The sequence below is a fragment of the Arthrobacter sp. AG367 genome, from assembly GCF_007828995.1.
Lineage (GTDB): Bacteria > Actinomycetota > Actinomycetes > Actinomycetales > Micrococcaceae > Arthrobacter.
Genome location: NZ_VIVE01000008.1, coordinates 66,336 through 83,465, shown reverse-complemented (window position 1 = coordinate 83,465; position 17,130 = coordinate 66,336). Strand labels below are relative to the sequence as shown.

The 17,130-nt window shown below is 66.9% G+C and carries 18 protein-coding genes and 1 pseudogene; 11 read left to right on the top strand and 8 right to left on the bottom strand.

Going from position 1 to position 17,130, the window contains the following annotated elements:
* Nucleotides 1-91: 91 nt before the first annotated feature.
* The gene (gene pyrE / locus FB478_RS21250) at nucleotides 92-676 is read right to left on the bottom strand and encodes an orotate phosphoribosyltransferase (protein WP_196804802.1); all 585 of its coding nucleotides are present in this window, start codon (nucleotides 674-676) and stop codon (nucleotides 92-94) included.
* Nucleotides 677-724: 48 nt separating this feature from the next.
* Nucleotides 725-1,984: pseudogene (locus FB478_RS17695) on the bottom strand (FAD-dependent oxidoreductase); the annotation flags it as partial.
* Nucleotides 1,985-2,059: 75 nt separating this feature from the next.
* Here FB478_RS17695 and nadE point away from each other — a divergent pair.
* The gene (nadE, locus tag FB478_RS17690) at nucleotides 2,060-2,914 is read left to right on the top strand and encodes an ammonia-dependent NAD(+) synthetase (RefSeq protein WP_018772237.1); all 855 of its coding nucleotides are present in this window, start codon (nucleotides 2,060-2,062) and stop codon (nucleotides 2,912-2,914) included.
* Nucleotides 2,915-3,028: 114 nt separating this feature from the next.
* Here the strand turns inward: nadE and FB478_RS17685 are convergent, their stop codons facing one another.
* Nucleotides 3,029-3,823, bottom strand: a complete 795-nt coding sequence (locus FB478_RS17685) for an IclR family transcriptional regulator (RefSeq protein ID WP_018771679.1) — start codon at nucleotides 3,821-3,823, stop codon at nucleotides 3,029-3,031.
* A 165-nt stretch (nucleotides 3,824-3,988) separates the two neighbouring features.
* Here FB478_RS17685 and FB478_RS17680 point away from each other — a divergent pair, with 165 nt between their 5' ends.
* From FB478_RS17680 to FB478_RS17665, 4 genes are read left to right on the top strand one after another with little or no spacing between them, the layout of a single operon-like run.
* The gene (locus FB478_RS17680; RefSeq protein WP_018771680.1) at nucleotides 3,989-4,705 is read left to right on the top strand and encodes a CoA transferase subunit A; all 717 of its coding nucleotides are present in this window, start codon (nucleotides 3,989-3,991) and stop codon (nucleotides 4,703-4,705) included.
* 46 nt (nucleotides 4,706-4,751) lie between these two features.
* Nucleotides 4,752-6,209, top strand: a complete 1,458-nt coding sequence (locus FB478_RS17675) for a short-chain fatty acid transporter (protein WP_235509820.1) — start codon at nucleotides 4,752-4,754, stop codon at nucleotides 6,207-6,209.
* Nucleotides 6,210-6,241: 32 nt separating this feature from the next.
* Nucleotides 6,242-6,931 carry a CoA transferase subunit B gene (locus FB478_RS17670; RefSeq protein ID WP_018771682.1) on the top strand — a complete coding sequence of 230 codons (690 nt, stop codon included), beginning with the start codon at nucleotides 6,242-6,244 and terminating at the stop codon, nucleotides 6,929-6,931.
* On the top strand, nucleotides 6,928-8,121 hold the full coding sequence (locus tag FB478_RS17665) for an acetyl-CoA acetyltransferase (protein ID WP_144601206.1): 1,194 nt from the start codon (nucleotides 6,928-6,930) through the stop codon (nucleotides 8,119-8,121). Before FB478_RS17670 ends, FB478_RS17665 begins: the two co-directional genes overlap by 4 nt.
* A gap of 54 nt (nucleotides 8,122-8,175) precedes the next feature.
* Here FB478_RS17665 and FB478_RS17660 read toward each other — a convergent pair whose 3' ends face one another.
* Nucleotides 8,176-8,754, bottom strand: a complete 579-nt coding sequence (locus FB478_RS17660) for a heme-binding protein (protein WP_056392243.1) — start codon at nucleotides 8,752-8,754, stop codon at nucleotides 8,176-8,178.
* Nucleotides 8,755-8,951: 197 nt separating this feature from the next.
* Between FB478_RS17660 and FB478_RS17655 the strand changes: the two genes are divergently transcribed.
* From FB478_RS17655 to FB478_RS17635, 5 genes are all read left to right on the top strand, one after another.
* Nucleotides 8,952-10,181 (top strand): sensor histidine kinase, encoded by a 1,230-nt coding sequence (locus FB478_RS17655; protein WP_186447832.1) that lies wholly within the window; start codon nucleotides 8,952-8,954, stop codon nucleotides 10,179-10,181.
* Nucleotides 10,178-10,804 (top strand): response regulator transcription factor, encoded by a 627-nt coding sequence (locus FB478_RS17650; protein ID WP_056392244.1) that lies wholly within the window; start codon nucleotides 10,178-10,180, stop codon nucleotides 10,802-10,804. The genes FB478_RS17655 and FB478_RS17650 overlap by 4 nt, the downstream gene beginning before the upstream one ends.
* Before the next feature lie 132 nt (nucleotides 10,805-10,936).
* The gene (locus FB478_RS17645; RefSeq protein ID WP_009357211.1) at nucleotides 10,937-11,140 is read left to right on the top strand and encodes a cold-shock protein; all 204 of its coding nucleotides are present in this window, start codon (nucleotides 10,937-10,939) and stop codon (nucleotides 11,138-11,140) included.
* A gap of 149 nt (nucleotides 11,141-11,289) precedes the next feature.
* Nucleotides 11,290-11,619: a hypothetical protein gene (locus FB478_RS17640; protein ID WP_018771687.1), complete on the top strand. Its 330-nt coding sequence runs from the start codon at nucleotides 11,290-11,292 to the stop codon at nucleotides 11,617-11,619.
* Between the two features lie 55 nt (nucleotides 11,620-11,674).
* On the top strand, nucleotides 11,675-12,457 hold the full coding sequence (locus tag FB478_RS17635; RefSeq protein WP_056392246.1) for a MerR family transcriptional regulator: 783 nt from the start codon (nucleotides 11,675-11,677) through the stop codon (nucleotides 12,455-12,457).
* A 19-nt stretch (nucleotides 12,458-12,476) separates the two neighbouring features.
* Here the strand turns inward: FB478_RS17635 and FB478_RS17630 are convergent, their stop codons facing one another.
* From FB478_RS17630 to FB478_RS17615, 4 genes are read right to left on the bottom strand one after another with little or no spacing between them, the layout of a single operon-like run.
* Nucleotides 12,477-13,160, bottom strand: a complete 684-nt coding sequence (locus FB478_RS17630; protein WP_056392248.1) for a DedA family protein — start codon at nucleotides 13,158-13,160, stop codon at nucleotides 12,477-12,479.
* A 27-nt stretch (nucleotides 13,161-13,187) separates the two neighbouring features.
* Entirely contained in the window at nucleotides 13,188-13,964 is a 777-nt protein-coding gene (locus tag FB478_RS17625; protein WP_056392250.1) for an enoyl-CoA hydratase, read from the bottom strand.
* The gene (gene mmsB / locus FB478_RS17620) at nucleotides 13,961-14,977 is read right to left on the bottom strand and encodes a 3-hydroxyisobutyrate dehydrogenase (RefSeq protein WP_056392252.1); all 1,017 of its coding nucleotides are present in this window, start codon (nucleotides 14,975-14,977) and stop codon (nucleotides 13,961-13,963) included. The genes FB478_RS17625 and mmsB overlap by 4 nt, the downstream gene beginning before the upstream one ends.
* The gene (locus tag FB478_RS17615; RefSeq protein WP_056392254.1) at nucleotides 14,970-16,130 is read right to left on the bottom strand and encodes an enoyl-CoA hydratase/isomerase family protein; all 1,161 of its coding nucleotides are present in this window, start codon (nucleotides 16,128-16,130) and stop codon (nucleotides 14,970-14,972) included. The genes mmsB and FB478_RS17615 overlap by 8 nt, the downstream gene beginning before the upstream one ends.
* A gap of 161 nt (nucleotides 16,131-16,291) precedes the next feature.
* On the opposite strand from FB478_RS17615, the gene FB478_RS17610 reads away from it, so the two are divergent.
* Complete coding sequence (locus tag FB478_RS17610; RefSeq protein ID WP_026266132.1) at nucleotides 16,292-17,098, top strand: exodeoxyribonuclease III; 807 nt, start codon at nucleotides 16,292-16,294, stop codon at nucleotides 17,096-17,098.
* Nucleotides 17,099-17,130 lie beyond the last annotated feature (32 nt).

Sequence of the window (17,130 nt, the reverse complement as noted above, 5' to 3'; positions counted from 1 at the left end):
AGTGTTAAAGGACATCATAAAGCAGCGCCAACAGCCCGGCCAACGGCCAGCATACTTGTTCCCAGGCGATTTCCCGGGTCCGCAGCAGGACCTAGGACAGCCCCAGCTCGTCCTTGCTGAACGCAAACAGGTATGGAACGCCGGTCTCGGCTTCGATTTTTTCCTTGGCACCGGTGTCACGGTCCACGATCACTGCCACCGCAACCACGTTGCCGCCGGCCTTCCGGACGCCTTCCACTGCCGTCAGCGCGGAACCGCCCGTGGTGGAGGTGTCCTCCAGGACCAGCACCTTGCGGCCTTCAACGGAGGGGCCCTCCACCTGGCGGCCCATGCCGTAGGACTTCTGGGCCTTGCGGACCACGAAAGCATCCACGGCACGGCCGGCATCAGCGGCAGCGTGCATCACTGCAGTGCCCACCGGGTCAGCACCCATGGTGAGGCCGCCGGCGCACTCAAAGTCGATCCCGGCGTCGTCCGCCAGGGCGAGCATGACCTGGCCCACCAGCTTGGAGGCCTCGTGGTGCAGGGTGATGCGGCGGAGGTCGATGTAGTAGTCAGCCTCGGCCCCACTCGAGAGGATCACCTTGCCGCGGACCACGGCGAGTTCCTTGATGAGTTCGAGCAGGCGGGCGCGGGCAGCTGCGGTGTCTACCGCAGTGTCAGAGGGCGAAGTCATGGGCTCAAGTTTAGTGGGTGGGCGGACGGTGAGTGGGCGGGCAAAGCCTGGCGCGTGCTCGGGGCGGGGCCCGAAGGCGATGACGCGCGGCAGGACACGCCTGACCACGGGGTTGTGGCGCAGCATGAAGAAGACCATCCGCGTGATGGAGAACGTAGTCCGGGCACCATCGCCGGCCAGGGTCGCCCCGGACAATCTCCCGGCGAAGAGCGGAACAAAAACCACCCTGTGCAGGATGCGCTGCACGCTTTGGACCACCACTGTAGGCATGCGCCGGCGGCGCTGGATTGCCGCGAGGGTCCTGGCCCGCACGTGGCCCCGCCGCAGGTCCGGGGCCAACCGTTCGGCGGCCGCCACTGCATCCTGGATGGCCAGGTTGATGCCTACGCCGCCGGCCGGTGACATCGCGTGGGCTGCATCCCCGATGCACAGGAATCCGTCGGTGTACCAGCGCTGCAGGCGGTTCAGCTTAACGTCCAGCCAGTGAAGGTCGTCCAGGCTGCGAATGGAGTCGACGCGGTCGGCGAGATCCGGACGAAGTGCCGCCACGCGCTGCCGGAACCGTTCCACGCCGCCGGCCCTGATCCCGGCATCCGAGCCCTTGGGGGCGAGGTACCCCAGCTGGTAGTAGTCGGTGCGGTTCAGGGCAATCATGGCGTCCCCGTCACCCAGCGACGGCACCACACCCGCCACTTCGCCCTGCTCGGAAGCGTGGCGCGGGAGCCTGAACCACCAGGTGTCGAACGGCACCGGGTACTCCCTGGTGCGCATTCCCGCCGCCTCCCGCAGCACTGAATGGCGCCCGTCCGCGGCCACCACCACATCTGCATGCAGCACGTGTTCCGCCCCCGGCCCGGCCCCGCCCGTGGCCCTGTAGCGCACTCCGGTGACGCGGCCGCCGTTGAACTCCAGGCCGGTGGCCTCGCTCTCCATAAGCAGGCTGAACGTCGGTTCCGCAGCGGCCGCCGAGGCGAGGAAATCCAGGAAGTCCCACTGCGGCATCATGGCCACGTAGTTGTACGGGGGCTTCAAAGAGTCGAAGGCCGCCAGGGTGACCAGGCCGGCGCCGGGGACCGGAACAGCCACGTTGTTCAGCCTGCTTTGGGGCAGGCTGCGGAATCCCGCGCCCAGGCCAAGTTCGTCGATCAGGCGGATGGTGGAGGCATGCACCGTGTCGCCGCGGAAGTCGCGCAGGAAGTCGCGGTGCTTCTCCAGGACGGTCACCTGCACTCCGGCCCGGGCCAGCAGCAGTCCCAGCATCATTCCCGCGGGGCCTCCGCCCACCACGGCACACCCTGTCCGCTCCATGCAGTTACGCTACGCCGCGCAGGGGCCGCCCGGAACAGTTGAGGGTTGTTGACAGTGCTGGCTAGGCTGGACAACATGCGCGAACTCCAGGCCAAAATCATTGAAGAAATGGGCGTTCAGCCCCGGATCGATCCCGCGGGGGAGGTACGCAAACGCGTCACGTTCCTCAAGGAATACCTGAAGGCAACCCACACCAAGGGCTTTGTCCTGGGCATTTCCGGTGGCCTGGATTCATCCCTGGCGGGCAAGCTTGCGCAACTGGCGGTGGATGAGCTTGAGGCCGAAGGCGTGGAAGCCAATTTCGTGGCCGTCCGCCTTCCCTACGGAGTGCAGCACGACGAGGAAGATGCCCAGGCAGCCCTGGACTTCATCAAGGCCAAGACGGAATGGACGTTCAACATCTCCGCCGCCGTGGACGGTTTTGAAGACGAGTTCGAAAAGACCGTGGGCTCGGAGATCTCCGATTTCCACAAGGGCAACACCAAGGCCCGCACCCGGATGATCGCCCAGTATGCGCTGGCGGGCGAGCACAACTACCTGGTGGTTGGCACCGACCACGGCGCCGAGTCCGTCACCGGCTTCTTCACCAAGTACGGCGACGGCGGCGCGGACATCCTGCCCCTGTTCGGCCTCAACAAGCGGCAGAACCGCGCCCTGCTGGCTGAACTTGGAGCGCCGGCGCGCGTCTGGGAGAAGGTACCCACCGCCGACCTGCTCGATGACCGGCCAGGCCGAACCGATGAGGACGAACTGGGCCTCAGCTACGACCAGATCGACGACTACCTCGAAGGCCGCGAGGTTCCGGACGCCGTTGCCGATTCCATCGAACAGAAGTACCTCCGGACCCGCCACAAGCGCACCGTGCCGGTCACCATCTTTGACACGTGGTGGAAGGACCAGGGCCCCGAGGAGCCCCGCGTGGGCCTCTAGGCAGCCTCGCCGGACTTCCCCACCTTTGGGGAGCACGTCTTCGGGGAGAACGACGGCGGGCGGCACCGGAAGGTGCCGCCCGCCGTCGTCGTTCGCGGCCAGAGCCGGGGAGGCTCAGCGGGGCCGCCGCCCGGCGTCGCCGCCCACGCCAAGCTGCTGCGTAATCCGGTGCGCCTCCGCCATCAGGAGGCCGCCGAGTTCCTCCTGCCGTTCCGGCTTGAAGCGTGGTTCGATGCCCGTCAACGACAATGCCCAAGCCGGTTTCCCGGAGCGGTCAAACACCGCCGCACCCATCCCCCAGCTTCCCTCCAGGACCAGGCCGGGGTTCACCGAATAGCCGGCCAGCCGGGTGCGGGCCAGGTTCTTCCGCACCAGTTCGGGAGTATGGTTCCCGGCGAACTCGCCCGCGTGTTCGCTCCAGCGCCCCAGCATTTCCTCCTGCTCGCTTTCCGGCAGGAAGGCCATGATGGCCGTCCCGGCCGACGCGACGCCAAGGGGGAACCGGACACCCTCGTGCAGGACGAAGGAGCGGACCGGGAAGCTGCCTTCCTCACGCAGCAGGCAGACCGTCCCGGCGCCGCGGCGGATGGAGAAGAAGGCGCTCTCGCCCGTGGCCTGCGCCAGCCGGCGGAGGCTGGGCCGGGCGATGTCCTCCAGGGGAAACCGCGCCGAAGCCACCGAGCCCATCAGGAGGATCTCGGGGCCCAGCACCCAGTTCCCCGTCACGGGATCATGGTCCAGCAGGCCTTCCGCGGCCAGGGACGTCAGGAGCCTGTGGACCGTGGGACGGGTAAGGCCGGATTCCCGCACGAGGTCCACCAGGGGCATTCCCTCCGAGCTCCTGCCCACCAGCCGCAGCAGGCCGGCGATCCGCGTTACCACCTGCGCGCCCTGCACCTGCATGGCCATAAACCCTCCTAATGTCCACAATATGGATACACGCCATCGTACTGTCCACACTGTAAATAGGCCACGCCGTGGTCCTTGACAGGCGCAATAATGCGCCCGTAGTCTCCAGACTCAGATCCCCGGCATCCACTTAGTGGACACCACCGTGCTCAACGAGGAGACGACATGAAGAAACTCCAGGCTTCCGCCGCCAGCGCCCTGGAAGGGGCCCTGCAGGACGGCATCACCCTCGCCGTAGGAGGATTTGGCCTGAGCGGCATTCCGGCCGACCTGATCGAAGCTGTGCGTGATTCCGGCGTCCGGGACCTCACCGTGGTGTCCAACAACATGGGCGTGGACGGCAAGGGGCTGGGCATCCTGATCGAGGCGGGCCAGGTCCGCAAGGTCATCGCGTCCTACGTCGGCGAGAACAAGCTGTTTGCCGAGCAGTACCTTGCCGGCAGGCTGGAGGTGGAATTCACTCCGCAGGGCACCCTGGCCGAGCGGCTTCGCGCCGGCGGCGCCGGCATCCCTGCCTTCTACACCAAAACCGGCGTGGGCACCCTGGTTGCCGAAGGCAAACCGCACGAGGTGTTCGACGGCGAAACGTACGTCCAGGAGCGGGCCATCCGGGCCGATGTCGCGCTTGTCCATGCCCACACCGCTGACACGGACGGCAACCTCATCTACCGCTACACGGCCCGGAACTTCAACCCCGTAGTGGCCACAGCCGGCACACTGACCATCGCCGAGGCGGAAGTGATCGTGGAGCCCGGCCGGCTGGACCCGAACCACGTTGCGACCCCCGGCGTCTTCGTCCAGCGGCTGGTGCAGGCGTCGGACCGGGTCAAGGACATCGAGCAGCGGACCGTCCGGCAGCGCGCCGGCCTCGTCTCCGCCTGACCGGCCTCCGACGCCGGCCACCCCAACAACGGAAGAACATCACTCAATGGAGAGAAACACCGCCATGGCCACCAGCCAGCTCGACCAACCGGACGTCCGCCAGAAGGGCTTGGCCCTGATGGCTGAAAAGCTGGCCGGATGGACGCAGAAGTGGTTCCCGGACGCTTACATCTTCGCCCTGGCAGGCGTGCTGCTGGTGGCCATCGCAGCACTCGCCATCGGCGCCTCTCCCAAGGCAGTGGTGGACTCCTTCGGAAACGGCTTCTGGGACCTCACCGCCTTCACTTTGCAGATGGCCATGGTGGTGCTGACCGGCTACGTGGTGGCCACCTCGCCGCCCGTGGCCCGGTTGATTGACCGACTGGCGCAGGTGCCAAACTCCGCGCGCGCCGCCGTCAGCTTCGTTGCCGTGATGTCCATGTCGGTGTCGTTCGTGAACTGGGGTTTGAGCCTGATCTTCGGCGGCCTCCTGGCGCGTGCCGTGGCCCGCCGGGCGGATCTGCACGTCGATTACCGGGCGCTCGGGGCAGCGGCCTTCATGGGGCTGGGCGCCGTCTGGGCGTTGGGCATGTCCTCCTCCGCGGCCCAGCTCCAGGCCACAAAGGCCTCCATTCCCCCGGCGCTGCTGAAGATCACCGGCGTCCTGGACTTCGGCACCACCATCTTCACCTGGCAGTCCCTGCTGACCCTGGTCATCCTGATGCTGCTGACCACCGTCATTGCCCACTTCTCCGCCCCCACGGGCGGCGCCGTCAAAACCGCGGCAGACCTCGGCGTCGACCTTGATGACCAGCCCGAACCGCCGGCCGAAAAGTCGCGCCCCGGCGAGTGGCTCGAATACAGCAGGGTCCTCCCCGTCCTGGCCGGGGTTCTGACGCTGGGGTGGCTGGTGTCCCAACTCCTGACCCTGCCCATCCTCAGCGTGGTCAGTTCACTGAACGGCTACCTGCTGGTCTTCCTGATGCTGGGGCTTGTGCTGCACGGAACCCCGCGCAAATTCCTCCAGTCCGTGACCAAGGCCGTGCCCGCAACCGCAGGCATTTTGGTCCAGTTCCCGCTCTATGCCGCGATGGCGGCCATCCTGACCAAGGCCACCGGCGCGGGCGGCCTCTCGGTCTCGGAGCATCTGGCCCATTTCTTCACCAGCATCGGCGGCAACGGGGCGTTCGCGGTCATCATCGCCATCTACACGGCACTCCTTGGCATGTTCGTTCCGTCCGGCGGCGGAAAGTGGCTGGTGGAGGCACCGTACGTCATGCAGTCCGCCACCGACGTGAACATGAACCTCGGCTGGACCGTGCAGATCTACAACATGGCCGAGGCCCTGCCCAACCTCATCAACCCGTTCTTCATGCTGCCGCTGCTGGCCGTCTTGGGCCTGCGCGCCCGGGACCTGGTGGGCTTCACGTTCCAGCAGTTCCTGTTCCACCTGCCGGTGGTCCTGCTGCTCGCCTGGCTGCTGGGAATGACGTTCGAGTTCGTGCCGCCGGTAATACCCAACTGAATTACAGCCAAGACGACCAAAGGAGAAAACCCATGGGATGGACCAGGGATGAAATGGCTGCGATTGCGGCCGAGGAACTGAACGACGGCGACTACGTAAACCTGGGGATCGGCATCCCCACGCTGGTGGCGAACAACCTGCCTGAGGGCGTGCGGGTGGTGCTGCAGAGCGAGAACGGGCTGCTGGGCATGGGCCCGTTCCCGTACGAGGGCGAGGAGGACGCCGACCTCATCAACGCCGGCAAGCAGACCGTCACGGTCCTGCCGGGCGGCAGCATCTTCGACTCCGCCACCTCGTTCGGCATGATCCGGGGCGGGCACGTCAAGGTGGCCATCCTGGGCGCCATGCAGGTCTCCGGCAACGGCGACCTGGCCAACTGGACCATCCCCGGGAAGATGGTCAAAGGCATGGGCGGTGCCATGGATCTGGTGGCAGGAACACCGCGCGTGGTGGTCCTCACCGAACACAACGCCAAGGACGGCACCGCCAAAATCGTCCGCGAATGCACGCTGCCGCTGACCGGGCTCAGCTGCGTGGACCGGATCATCAGCGACCTCGCCGTCTTCGACCTTCACAAAAAGGACGACGGCGGGCGGCAGCTCACGCTGACCAGGCTGGCACCGGGGGTCACCGTGGAGGACATCCGGGAAATGACCGAAGCCGGCTTTGAGGTCGCCCACTCCCTCGATCCAGCCACCACCTTGGAAGGAGCCTCGGCATGAGCCTCAAAAAGCAGTTCGGCAAGGATGTCCTGATCACCGGCTGGGGTCACAGCAGGTTCGGGAAGCTCACCGACGACACCCTGGAATCCCTCATCGTCCAGGTGGCCACGGACGCCATCAGCAGCGCAGGGATTGAGCCGGCCCGGATCGATGAAATCTACGTGGGACAGTTCAACTCCGGCATGATACCGCTGGCGTTTCCATCCTCCCTGGCGCTGCAGGTGTCACCGGACCTGGCCAACGTCCCGTCCACCCGCGTGGAGAACGCGTGCGCCTCGGGCTCGGCTGCCTTCCAGCAGGGCACCAAGGCACTGCTCGCCGGAACCGCCAAAACGGTCCTGGTGATCGGCGCCGAAAAGATGACCCACGCGGGAGCTGATGTGGTGGGCGCCGGGCTGCTGGGCGCCGACTACGACATGGCCGGCAGGCCCTCCACCACCGGGTTCACCGGACTCTTCGCGGAAGTGGCCAGGCACTACGCCAAACGCTACGACGCTGACGGGAAGCTGGGCGACGTCCTGGGTACCATCGCGGCCAAGAACCACCGCAACGGCGTGGACAACCCGTACGCCCAGCTCCGCAAGGACCTCGGCGAGGAGTTCTGCCAAACCGTCTCGGACAAGAACCCCATGGTGGCCGATCCCCTGCGCCGGACCGACTGTTCCCCCGTGTCCGACGGTGCCGCCGCCGTCGTGCTGTCCACTTCGCCAACCGGAGGCCTCACGGCACCGGTACGGCTCGCCGGCTTTGGCCAGGCCAACGACTTCTTCCCCGCGGCGCGCAGGGACCCGACGGCGTTCGAAGCCACGCGGGTGTCCTGGCAGCGTGCCCTGGCGATGGCCGGCGTCGGGATTGAGGACCTGGACCTGGCCGAAGTCCATGACTGCTTCACCATCGCTGAGCTGCTCATGTACGAGGCCATGGGCCTGACCGAACCCGGCCAGGGCGCCCGGGCGCTCCAGGAAGGCTTGGTCTACAAGGACGGGAAACTTCCCATCAACATCTCAGGAGGCCTCAAGTCCAAAGGCCACCCTGTGGGTGCCACCGGCGTGTCCCAGCACGTCCTGGCGGCCATGCAGCTCACGGGCACCGCGGGCGACATGCAGCTCCCGGCTCCGCGCCGGGCAGCCGTGCAGAACATGGGCGGCGTGGGCATCGCCAATTACGTCAGCATCCTGGAGGCCGTGTAGCTGTACGGGACCGGTCCGCCGTCGTGGGCTGCTTTCACGACGGCGGACCGCAGCCTATTTCGCAGTGCCTGCGATGGACTCGGCGCCGGCAGTGGCGCACGCTTCGTCAAGGGCACCATCGGGCGCCCCGCCCACACCGATGCCGGCCACGGAAACGCCGTTGACCTTCAGCGGGACTCCGCCTGCCAGGAACAGGGTGCCCGGCAAGTCTGCGATCGAGGGGCCATTGCCATTGATGCGCTTGGCCAGCTCGCTGGTGGGGGTGCCGAAAGCTGCTGCGGTGTAGGCCTTTTCCTTGGCGGCCTCAATGGTGTGCGCCGCGGCATTGTCTCCCCGCAGCAGTGCCTGGACGGTGCCGAAGCGGTCAACGAGCGCCACCGTGACGAACGGCAGTTTGTCCGCCTGGCACTTGGCGAGTGCCGCGACGACGGCCTGGGCGGAGGCTGTGGCGGAGATACGGTTCTGCTGAACCACAGTCTCCGGCGCCGGCTGCACGTCAACGGCGGGCACGACGGCGGGCGCTTCAGTGCCGCTGACGCGGCCAGTGCCGGCGTTGGCGGCTGCCGTGGCTCCGGCCGTGACCAGGATTGCTGCGGCTGCGGCGGCTGTGAGTGCCTTGTGGGATTTCTTCATGGTGCGTTCCTTGGGTTGGTAGGTGTGCTGTTGCCGGTTTCCATCCTTCTCGGCAGCGGTTGGCGTGGCATCGGGCCTTCGGCTGCCCCTTGCTGGCCCGAAAGGCCAGCCGTATCAGCCAAAAGGCTGAGGAACCCGGCAGGCGTGGAGCCCTAGCATGGAAGGCAGTGCTTCCCACCACGAGATCCGGATCCCGCATGCCTGCCAAAGATTCCACCCCGGCCACCGGCCTGGCGGCCGCCGTTGCCGCCGGGGGCGCCGGGGGCGCGTCCCGTCCGGTGCCGCCCACCCCCAAGGGCCGCCTGGGCAGCATTGAGGCCGCCGTCCATCTGGGCTTCGCGGTGCTCCTGGTGGCATCGGTGGTGCGCTATGTCATGCGGCATTCCCCTTCCGACAACGTCCTGGTCCTGGGACTCGCCGCCGCCGCCTGCCTGCTGTACGCCGTCGTGGCCCTGCTCTCGCTGCGGGACCGGCACAGCGCGCCGTGGATGGTCGCGTTGGTGGCTGTCTGGGCGGTCCTGGTGGTGGCAGCACCGAGCTTCGCCTGGTGTTCCTTCGCCCTCTTCTTCCTGTGCAGGAGTGCCCTGCGCGGTGCTGCGTCCTACGTCCTGGCGGGCGGCATCACCCTGGCAACCGCGGCCGGCCTGTTCCGGCTGGGCAACGGTACGGACCTTGCCATGCTGTTGGGGCCTGTGGCCGTAGGCGTCATGCTGACGCTCATCTATGACCGGATACAGCACGACGCCGAGGAGCAGCGCCGCCTGCATGCGGAGGTCACCCAGGCCCAAGGCCAGCTGGCGGCCAGTGAACGCCGTGCCGGCACCATCGCCGAACGGGAGCGGGTGTCCCGGGAAATCCACGACACCGTCACCCAGGGGCTCGCCAGCAGCCTGCTCCTGCTCGAAGCCGCGGGGCGTGGTTGGCCAAGTGGCGCCGCGCAGCAGGATCTCCACCAGGCCACCAGCCTGCTCCGCACCAACCTGGCGGAAACCCGGAGCCTGGTCCACGAGCTTGCTTCCCCCGGGCTGGAATCAACGCCGCTGCCGGAGGCGCTGCTGCTGGCTGCCCGGCAATACCTGCCGGAAGCCACCCTTGTGGTGACAGGAGCCCCCAGGCAAGTCTCACCGGACATCCGGCACGCACTGCTGCGGGTGGTGCAGAGTGCGGCCTCCAACACCGCGCTGCACGCTGCGGCTTCAGTCGCTGCCCTGACGGTGGGCTTCCTGCCGGACGCCGTCACCCTGGACATCTACGACGACGGCGCCGGTTTTGATCCGGCGGCGGCAGCTCCGCCGTCGACGGCCGGAGGTTACGGCCTGCGGGCCATGCGGCAGCGGGTGGAGCAGCTGGGTGGCATATTCTCGATCCAAAGTGCCCCTGGCGAGGGGACCATCGTGGCGGCGCAATTGCCGTTGGAGGGCGCATGAGCAGCATCACGGTCCTGCTGGTGGACGACCACCTTGTGGTCAGGAGCGGGCTGCGCGCGTTGCTGGGAACCCAGCCTGACCTGGCGGTTGTGGCGGAGGCATCCTCGGGAGAGGAAGCGTTGCAGCTGGTGCATGCGCACCTCCCGGCTGTGGTGGTGATGGACCTTGCCATGGGCCCTGGCATGGATGGAATCGAGGCCATCAGGCGGATCCGGGATCTCAACAGCGGGCAGGCAATCCTGGTTTTCACCACCTACGACTCGGATGCCGATATTGTCCGCGCAGTCGATTCCGGCGCCATGGGCTACCTGTTGAAGGACGCCGCCCCGGAGGAAATCTTTGCCGCCATCCGCGGCGCGGTTCAGGGCAGGAGCGTGATGAGCCCGCCGGTGGCCTCGCGGTTGTTCCAGCAGCTGCGCAACCCCGAAGAAGTCCTCACCCCCCGGGAGGCAGAATTGCTCAGTTTGCTCACTGAAGGCCTCAGTAACCGGGAACTCGGGCGGCGGCTTTTCATCTCCGAGGCCACCGTCAAAACCCACCTGGCGCACATCTACGCAAAGCTCGGAGTGGATACGCGGGCGGCCGCTATTGCCACCGCGATACGCCGTGAGGGCATGCGGTAACCGCGGTTTATGGCCCTTACCCTTGCACCCGGGCCCTGTGCCCCGTACGTTTGGGACTGCGGGGACTAACTCCCGCGCACTCCGGGATGATTCCCCGGGGAGAGAATCAGAGTCACATGAAGGAATGCAGCCATGGCAACAGGCACAGTTAAATGGTTCAACGCCGAAAAGGGTTTTGGCTTCATTGCCCCCGATGACGGGTCCGCTGACGTTTTCGCCCACTACTCGGCAATCGCAACCAGCGGCTACCGCTCACTGGACGAGAACCAGAAGGTCGAATTCGATGTGACCCAAGGCCCCAAGGGCCCGCAGGCAGAGAACATCCGCCCGCTCTAAGTCTTCGGCGGCCACCGGCACCTGCCGGGACCCCATCCAGCGGCCCCTCCAGCTCAGGTTGGAGGGGCCGCTGCTTTTATGTGGGGGTTTTGTGGGGCACGTGTTCCCGGGGCCAGTCCTCCGGTTTCCCCTTTTGGGATAATTGATCCATGACCGGACAGGACCAGGACAGGGACAAGGATCCGTGGGAGGAGTTTGACGCTCTGGGGCCCGCTGCACCGGACCGCGTGCCGGGCCAGCCCGGCGGGGAGCCCTACGGTTTCGGCTTCCGCACCGGGGTACGCAGCGCCCGGGTGGCGGTCGGCTTTGCCGTTTACGCCCTGGCGCTGGGAACCATCCTGGCCCTGACCGGGTGCATTGTGTTCATCAGCCGGCAGCAGTGGCTGCTGGCGGGCCTCATGCTGGTGATCGAGGCAGTGTTTGTTTTCGCTTTCACGCGGCTGGTGGCCCAGGCCAGGCGCCGCCGGCAGGCGCGGTGACAATTTCAAACCTTGACCTTGACCTTGACGCAGCGTCAAACCCTAGGCTCGGAGCATGGAAGACATCCCCGACACTGGCACGGACTGGTCCATCCAGGACGTAGCCAGGATGGCCGGCACCACCAGCCGCACGCTGCGCCACTACGATGACATCGGCCTGCTGAAGCCCAGCAGGGTGGGCAGCAACGGTTACCGCTATTACGACGGCGCCGCCCTCCTCCAACTGCAGCGCATTCTCCTGCTGCGGGAGCTGGGCCTGGGCCTGCCGGCCATCGCGGAGGTCTTCCACCAGCAGGCTGACCCGGTCACCGCGCTCACCCGTCATCTTGAGTGGCTCGGACAGGAGCAGCAGCGGCTGGCACGGCAAATGCAATCCGTGCGGCGAACCATTGAAACAGTAAGGGCAGGAGGCCAACTGATGGCAGAGGACATGTTCGACGGCTTCGACCACACCCAGTACAAGGATGAGGTGGAGGAACGGTGGGGCAAGGAGGCCTACGCAAAATCCGACGCGTGGTGGCGCGGCATGGCTTCGGACGAAAAGCAGGAGTGGATGTCCAAGGTGGAAACCCTTGGCAACGACTGGAAGGCTGCCGCCCGCTCCGGCGTTGCTGCGGACGGTCCCGAGGCCCGGGAACTGGCAACGCGGCACGTCGACTGGCTGAGGTCCATCCCCGGGACTCCGGCCGCCGGAAACAGCGGGAATATCAAGGGATACGTCCTGGGGCTGGCGGACATGTACGTGGAAGACCCGCGCTTCGCCGCCAATTACGGCGGAGTTGAGGGGGCGGGCTTCGTTCGGGCGGCCCTTCGCAGTTTTGCGGAGAAGTATCTGTAGGGCAGAGGCGGAAGGCAGCCTAGCGGCCGGTATTGGCGCGGCCGGCGCCCGCCCGATCAGCCTTGGCGCGCCGGGCCCGCCGGACCACCAGCAGCACCACGGCAATGGCCAATCCGGCGTAGACGGCATAGTTCAGGAAGCGTGAGTACTCCTCGATCAGCCTGTATTGGGTGCCAAGCAGGTAGCCCAGGCCGATGAGGGCGCCGTTCCACAGCCCGCTGCCGGCCAGGGTGAACAGGGTAAAGGTGGCAAAGGGCATGGCCGCCGCCCCCGCCGGAAGGGAGATGAGGCTGCGGACGCCGGGCAACAGGCGGCCGAAGAAGATGGATGACCTGCCGTGGCGGCGGAACCATCCTGCCGCGTGTTCGAAGTCTTCGCGGTCCACCAAGGGCAGTTTGGACAACCACCGGATGGACCGCTCCAGCCCCAGCTTGGCGCCGAGCCAGTAGAGAAACAGCGCCCCCAGATAAGCGCCAAGGGTGCTGGTGGCAAAAACGAGGAAAAGGTTCAGGGAGCCCTGCTTGGCCAGATATCCCGCCAGGGGGAGGATCACCTCACTGGGGATGGGAGGCACCACGGTTTCGGCGAGCGTAAAGCCCCCCACGCCCCACTCCCCCAAAGTGTCGATGGCCCTCGCCGCAAACCCGACGATTCCGGTGAGTCCCTCAGTGGGGCTGGCTGCACCGGTCAAGATTGTCCACATACGCCCGTCCCGTCCCCTGCGCCCGGGTTACCGGTGCTTGAATTCCGGCTGGCGCTTCTCGGCGAACGCCGCCATGCCTTCCTTTTGGTCCTCCGTGGCGAACAGGGAGTGGAAGAGCCGCCGTTCGAACAACACCCCCTGGGCCAGCCCGGTTTCAAAGGCGGCATTGACAGCTTCCTTGGCAGCCATCGCCGCGGGCTTGGACTTGGCGGCAATCACCCCGGCCACCTTGAGTGCCTCGGACACGACGTCCGCCGCCGGAACCACACGGGACACCAGCCCGCACCGGTCGGCTTCCTCCGCCTCGATGAACCTGCCGGTGAGGATCATGTCCATGGCCTTCGCCTTGCCCACGGCCCGGGTGAGCCGCTGCGAGCCGCCCATGCCGGGGAGTACGGCGAGGTTGATTTCCGGTTGGCCGAATCTGGCGTTGTCCCCGGCGATGATGAGGTCGCACATCATGGCCAGTTCGCAGCCGCCGCCCAGGGCAAACCCGGACACCGCAGCGATGGTGGGAATCCGCAGCCGGGCAAAGTCCTCCCAGCCCCGGAACCAGTCGGCGGCATACATGTCCATGTAGCCCTGGTCCGCCATTTCCTTGATGTCGGCTCCGGCCGCGAACGCTTTGCCCGAGCCGGTGATCACCACGGCACCCACACCGGGATCGGAATCCATGGCGGCAACGGCGGCCACCAACTCCTCCATGGTGGCCTTGTTCAGCGCGTTCAACGCCGACGGCCTGTTGAGGGTTACCAGCCCTACCCTGCCCTGCTGCTCCACCAGGATGTTGGCGTACTCCGTCATTCGGGGCTCCCGTCGTCGTGTGCTGTTGTGGTCCCTGGCCGGCCCGGCATTTCCGTGCCGGTGTTCTCCCCCGCCGCCGGCTCTTGCTGCCTCGCTGCATGCTGCCCGGAGGCGTCGCGGATGTCGGTGATGATGGCCGAGAAGTCGCGGCCCGCGCCGCCTTCCGCGGCAAACCTATCGTAGATCCGGGCGGCGAGCGCTCCCATCTGTCCCGCCACCCCTGTGCTGTCCAGGGCGTTGACGGCGAGGTTGAGGTCCTTGGCCATGAGCGCTGCGGCAAAGCCCGGCTGGTAGTCCCTGTTGGCGGGGCTGGTGGGAACCGGTCCGGGCACCGGACAATTGGTGGTCAGCGCCCAGCACTGGCCGGACGCGGCGGAAGCGACGTCGAACAAGGCCTGGTGGGTCAGGCCCAGCTTTTCGCCGAGCACGAAGGCCTCGCTGACCGCAATCATCGAGACGCCCAGGATGAGGTTGTTGCAGATCTTGGCCGCCTGGCCGGCTCCGTGTCCGCCGCAGTGCACCACCCGCTTGCCCATGACCTCCAGGAGCGGCCGCACCGCCTCAAAGTCAGCCCCGTCGCCGCCGGCCATGAAGGTCAGGGTGCCTGCTTCGGCCCCCACCACGCCACCGGAAACGGGGGCGTCAACGGAGCGGTGGCCTGCTTCGATGGCCAGGCGGGCGGCGTCCCTGGCCTCGTCGACGTTGATGGTGGAACAGTCCAGGAACATCGTCCCGGCCGGCGCCGCTGCCAGCAGCCCGGGTCCGTCTGCACCGCCCACGTAGGCGTCCAGGACGTGGCGGCCGCTGGGGAACATGGTGAGGACAACGTCGGCACCGGCCAGCGCCTCCACGGCGCTCCCTGCCACCGGAATACCCTGTGCACGGGCCGACTGCAGGGCTTCAGGGACCACGTCGAAACCAGCAACCCGGTAACCGGCGCGGACCAGGTTCAGGGCCATGGGACGCCCCATGTGTCCAAGGCCCAGGAAGGCCACACCGCTCTTGTCAGGCATGGTCCGTCTCCTTCATCTGCAGGTCGGGGTTGGAGTGCGGTTCAAGCCGGGGGTGCAGCTCAGGCGGGACATGGAGGTCCAGTTCCCCGCCGTCCAGGGGCTGGAAGAACCCCTCCACCTGGGCGGGAAGCACCTCGGCCAGCGTGGCAGGTTTCCACTGCGGGTTCCTGTCCTTGTCCACTACCTGGGCGCGGATTCCTTCGCGGAAGTCCGGTGCGGCCAGGAAGCGGATCCCGGCCCGGTACTCCTGGGCCAGGGCCTCATCCAGGGTCAGGCCGGCCGCGCGGCGCAGCGACGCCAAGGTGACCGTGACCGAGGTGGGTGACTTGGCTTCGATCGTGGCGGCGGCTTCCGCGGCATCGTCGCGTCCGGGCCCGGTCCACGCCCGGAGGCGCCGGACAATCTCTCCAGCATCGTCCGGGGCGTAGCAGGAGTCGATCCATTCCCGCTGCCCGGCCAGCATGGAGGCAGGGGGCTGCCCGGCATAACGGGCGACGGCGTCTTCCGGGCTTTCCTTCTCCAGCGCAGCCACGAGGCGCGGCAGCGCGTTCGACGGAACGTAGTGGTCGGCAAGGCCCAGGAACAGGGCATCCCCGGCTGCCAGGTGTGCTCCCGTAAGCGCCGCGTGGGTTCCCGCCTCGCCTGGTGCGTGTGAAAGCAGGAAGGTCCCGCCGACGTCGGGCGCGAAGCCAATGGTGGTCTCCGGCATCCCCATCCTGGTCCGCTCGGTGACCACCCGGACGTCCCCGTGCGCGGAGATGCCCACCCCGCCGCCCAGGACCAGGCCGTCCATGAGGGCGACGTACGGCTTGGGGTACCGGGCAATCAGCGAGTTCAGGCGGTACTCGGTCTGCCAGAAGTGGGCCGTCCCGTTCCCGCCGTGCAGCATGTCCCGGTATATGGCCACGATGTCCCCGCCCGCGCACAGGCCCCGCTCCCCGGCGCCCTGGACCAGGACGGTGGCCACGCCGTCGTCCCCTGCCCATGCGGTGAGCTGTCGCAGGAGCAGCTCCACCATTCCCGCGGTAAGTGCGTTGACGGCCCGGGGCCGGTTGAGGGTGATCACGCCCAGCCGGCCGCGGCGCTCAAAGAGTACGTCCGCGCTTCCGTCCCCTGCCGCGTTGTCCGTTGTGCTGTCCTTGGCTGCGGTCATCGGCTGGGTGCTCCTTCGCATGGTGGCCGGATGAGTGATCCAGGTCATTCTGTTGCGAATATACCCGCCCCTTCACGCCCGGAACCAACCACGGCCGATCGCGGCCGCGGGGACGGCCAAGGCTTTACCCGCCCTGCGGCTGCCAAGGTAAGTTAGGAACCGTGAAGATAGCTACCTGGAATGTGAATTCGCTCCGTGCCCGCGCCGACCGTGTTGAAGCCTGGCTCCAGCGCAGCGACTGCGACGTCCTGGCCATCCAGGAGACCAAGTGCAAGGACGATAACTTCCCCTGGGAGCTCTTTGAACGGATGGGCTACGAGGTGGCCCACTTCGGGGTGAACCAGTGGAACGGCGTAGCCATCGCCTCCCGGGTGGGGCTTGAAGACGTGGAGCGGACGTTCCTGGACCAGCCCTCGTTCGGCAAGGCGGGCAAAGATCCCGTGCAGGAAGCCCGCGCCATGGCTGCCACCTGCGGCGGCATCCGGGTCTGGAGCCTCTACGTCCCCAACGGCCGTTCGCTGGACGACGAGCACATGCCGTACAAGCTCAAGTGGCTGGAAAGCCTCAAGACGCACGCCCAGGCCCTGGTCACGGACAACCCCCAGGCACAGGTGGCCCTGATGGGTGACTGGAACATCGCGCCCTTCGATGACGACGTCTGGGACATCGACCTGTTCATCCGGAACCGCGCAACGCACGTCAGCCCGCCAGAACGGGAGGCGTTCCACGCGTTCGAAGCTGCCGGCTACGCCGATGTGGTGCGCCCCTACACGCCGGGCCCCGGCGTCTACACCTACTGGGACTACACCCAGCTGCGGTTCCCCAAGAAGGAGGGCATGCGGATCGACTTCATCCTGGCCTCCCCCGCCTTGGCCGCGCGCGTCACCGGGGCCTCGATCGACCGCGAGGAACGCAAGGGCAAGGGCGCTTCGGACCACGCTCCCGTGCTGGTGGAACTGGCGGACTGATGACTGCATCCTGGACCCATTCAAGGAGACCG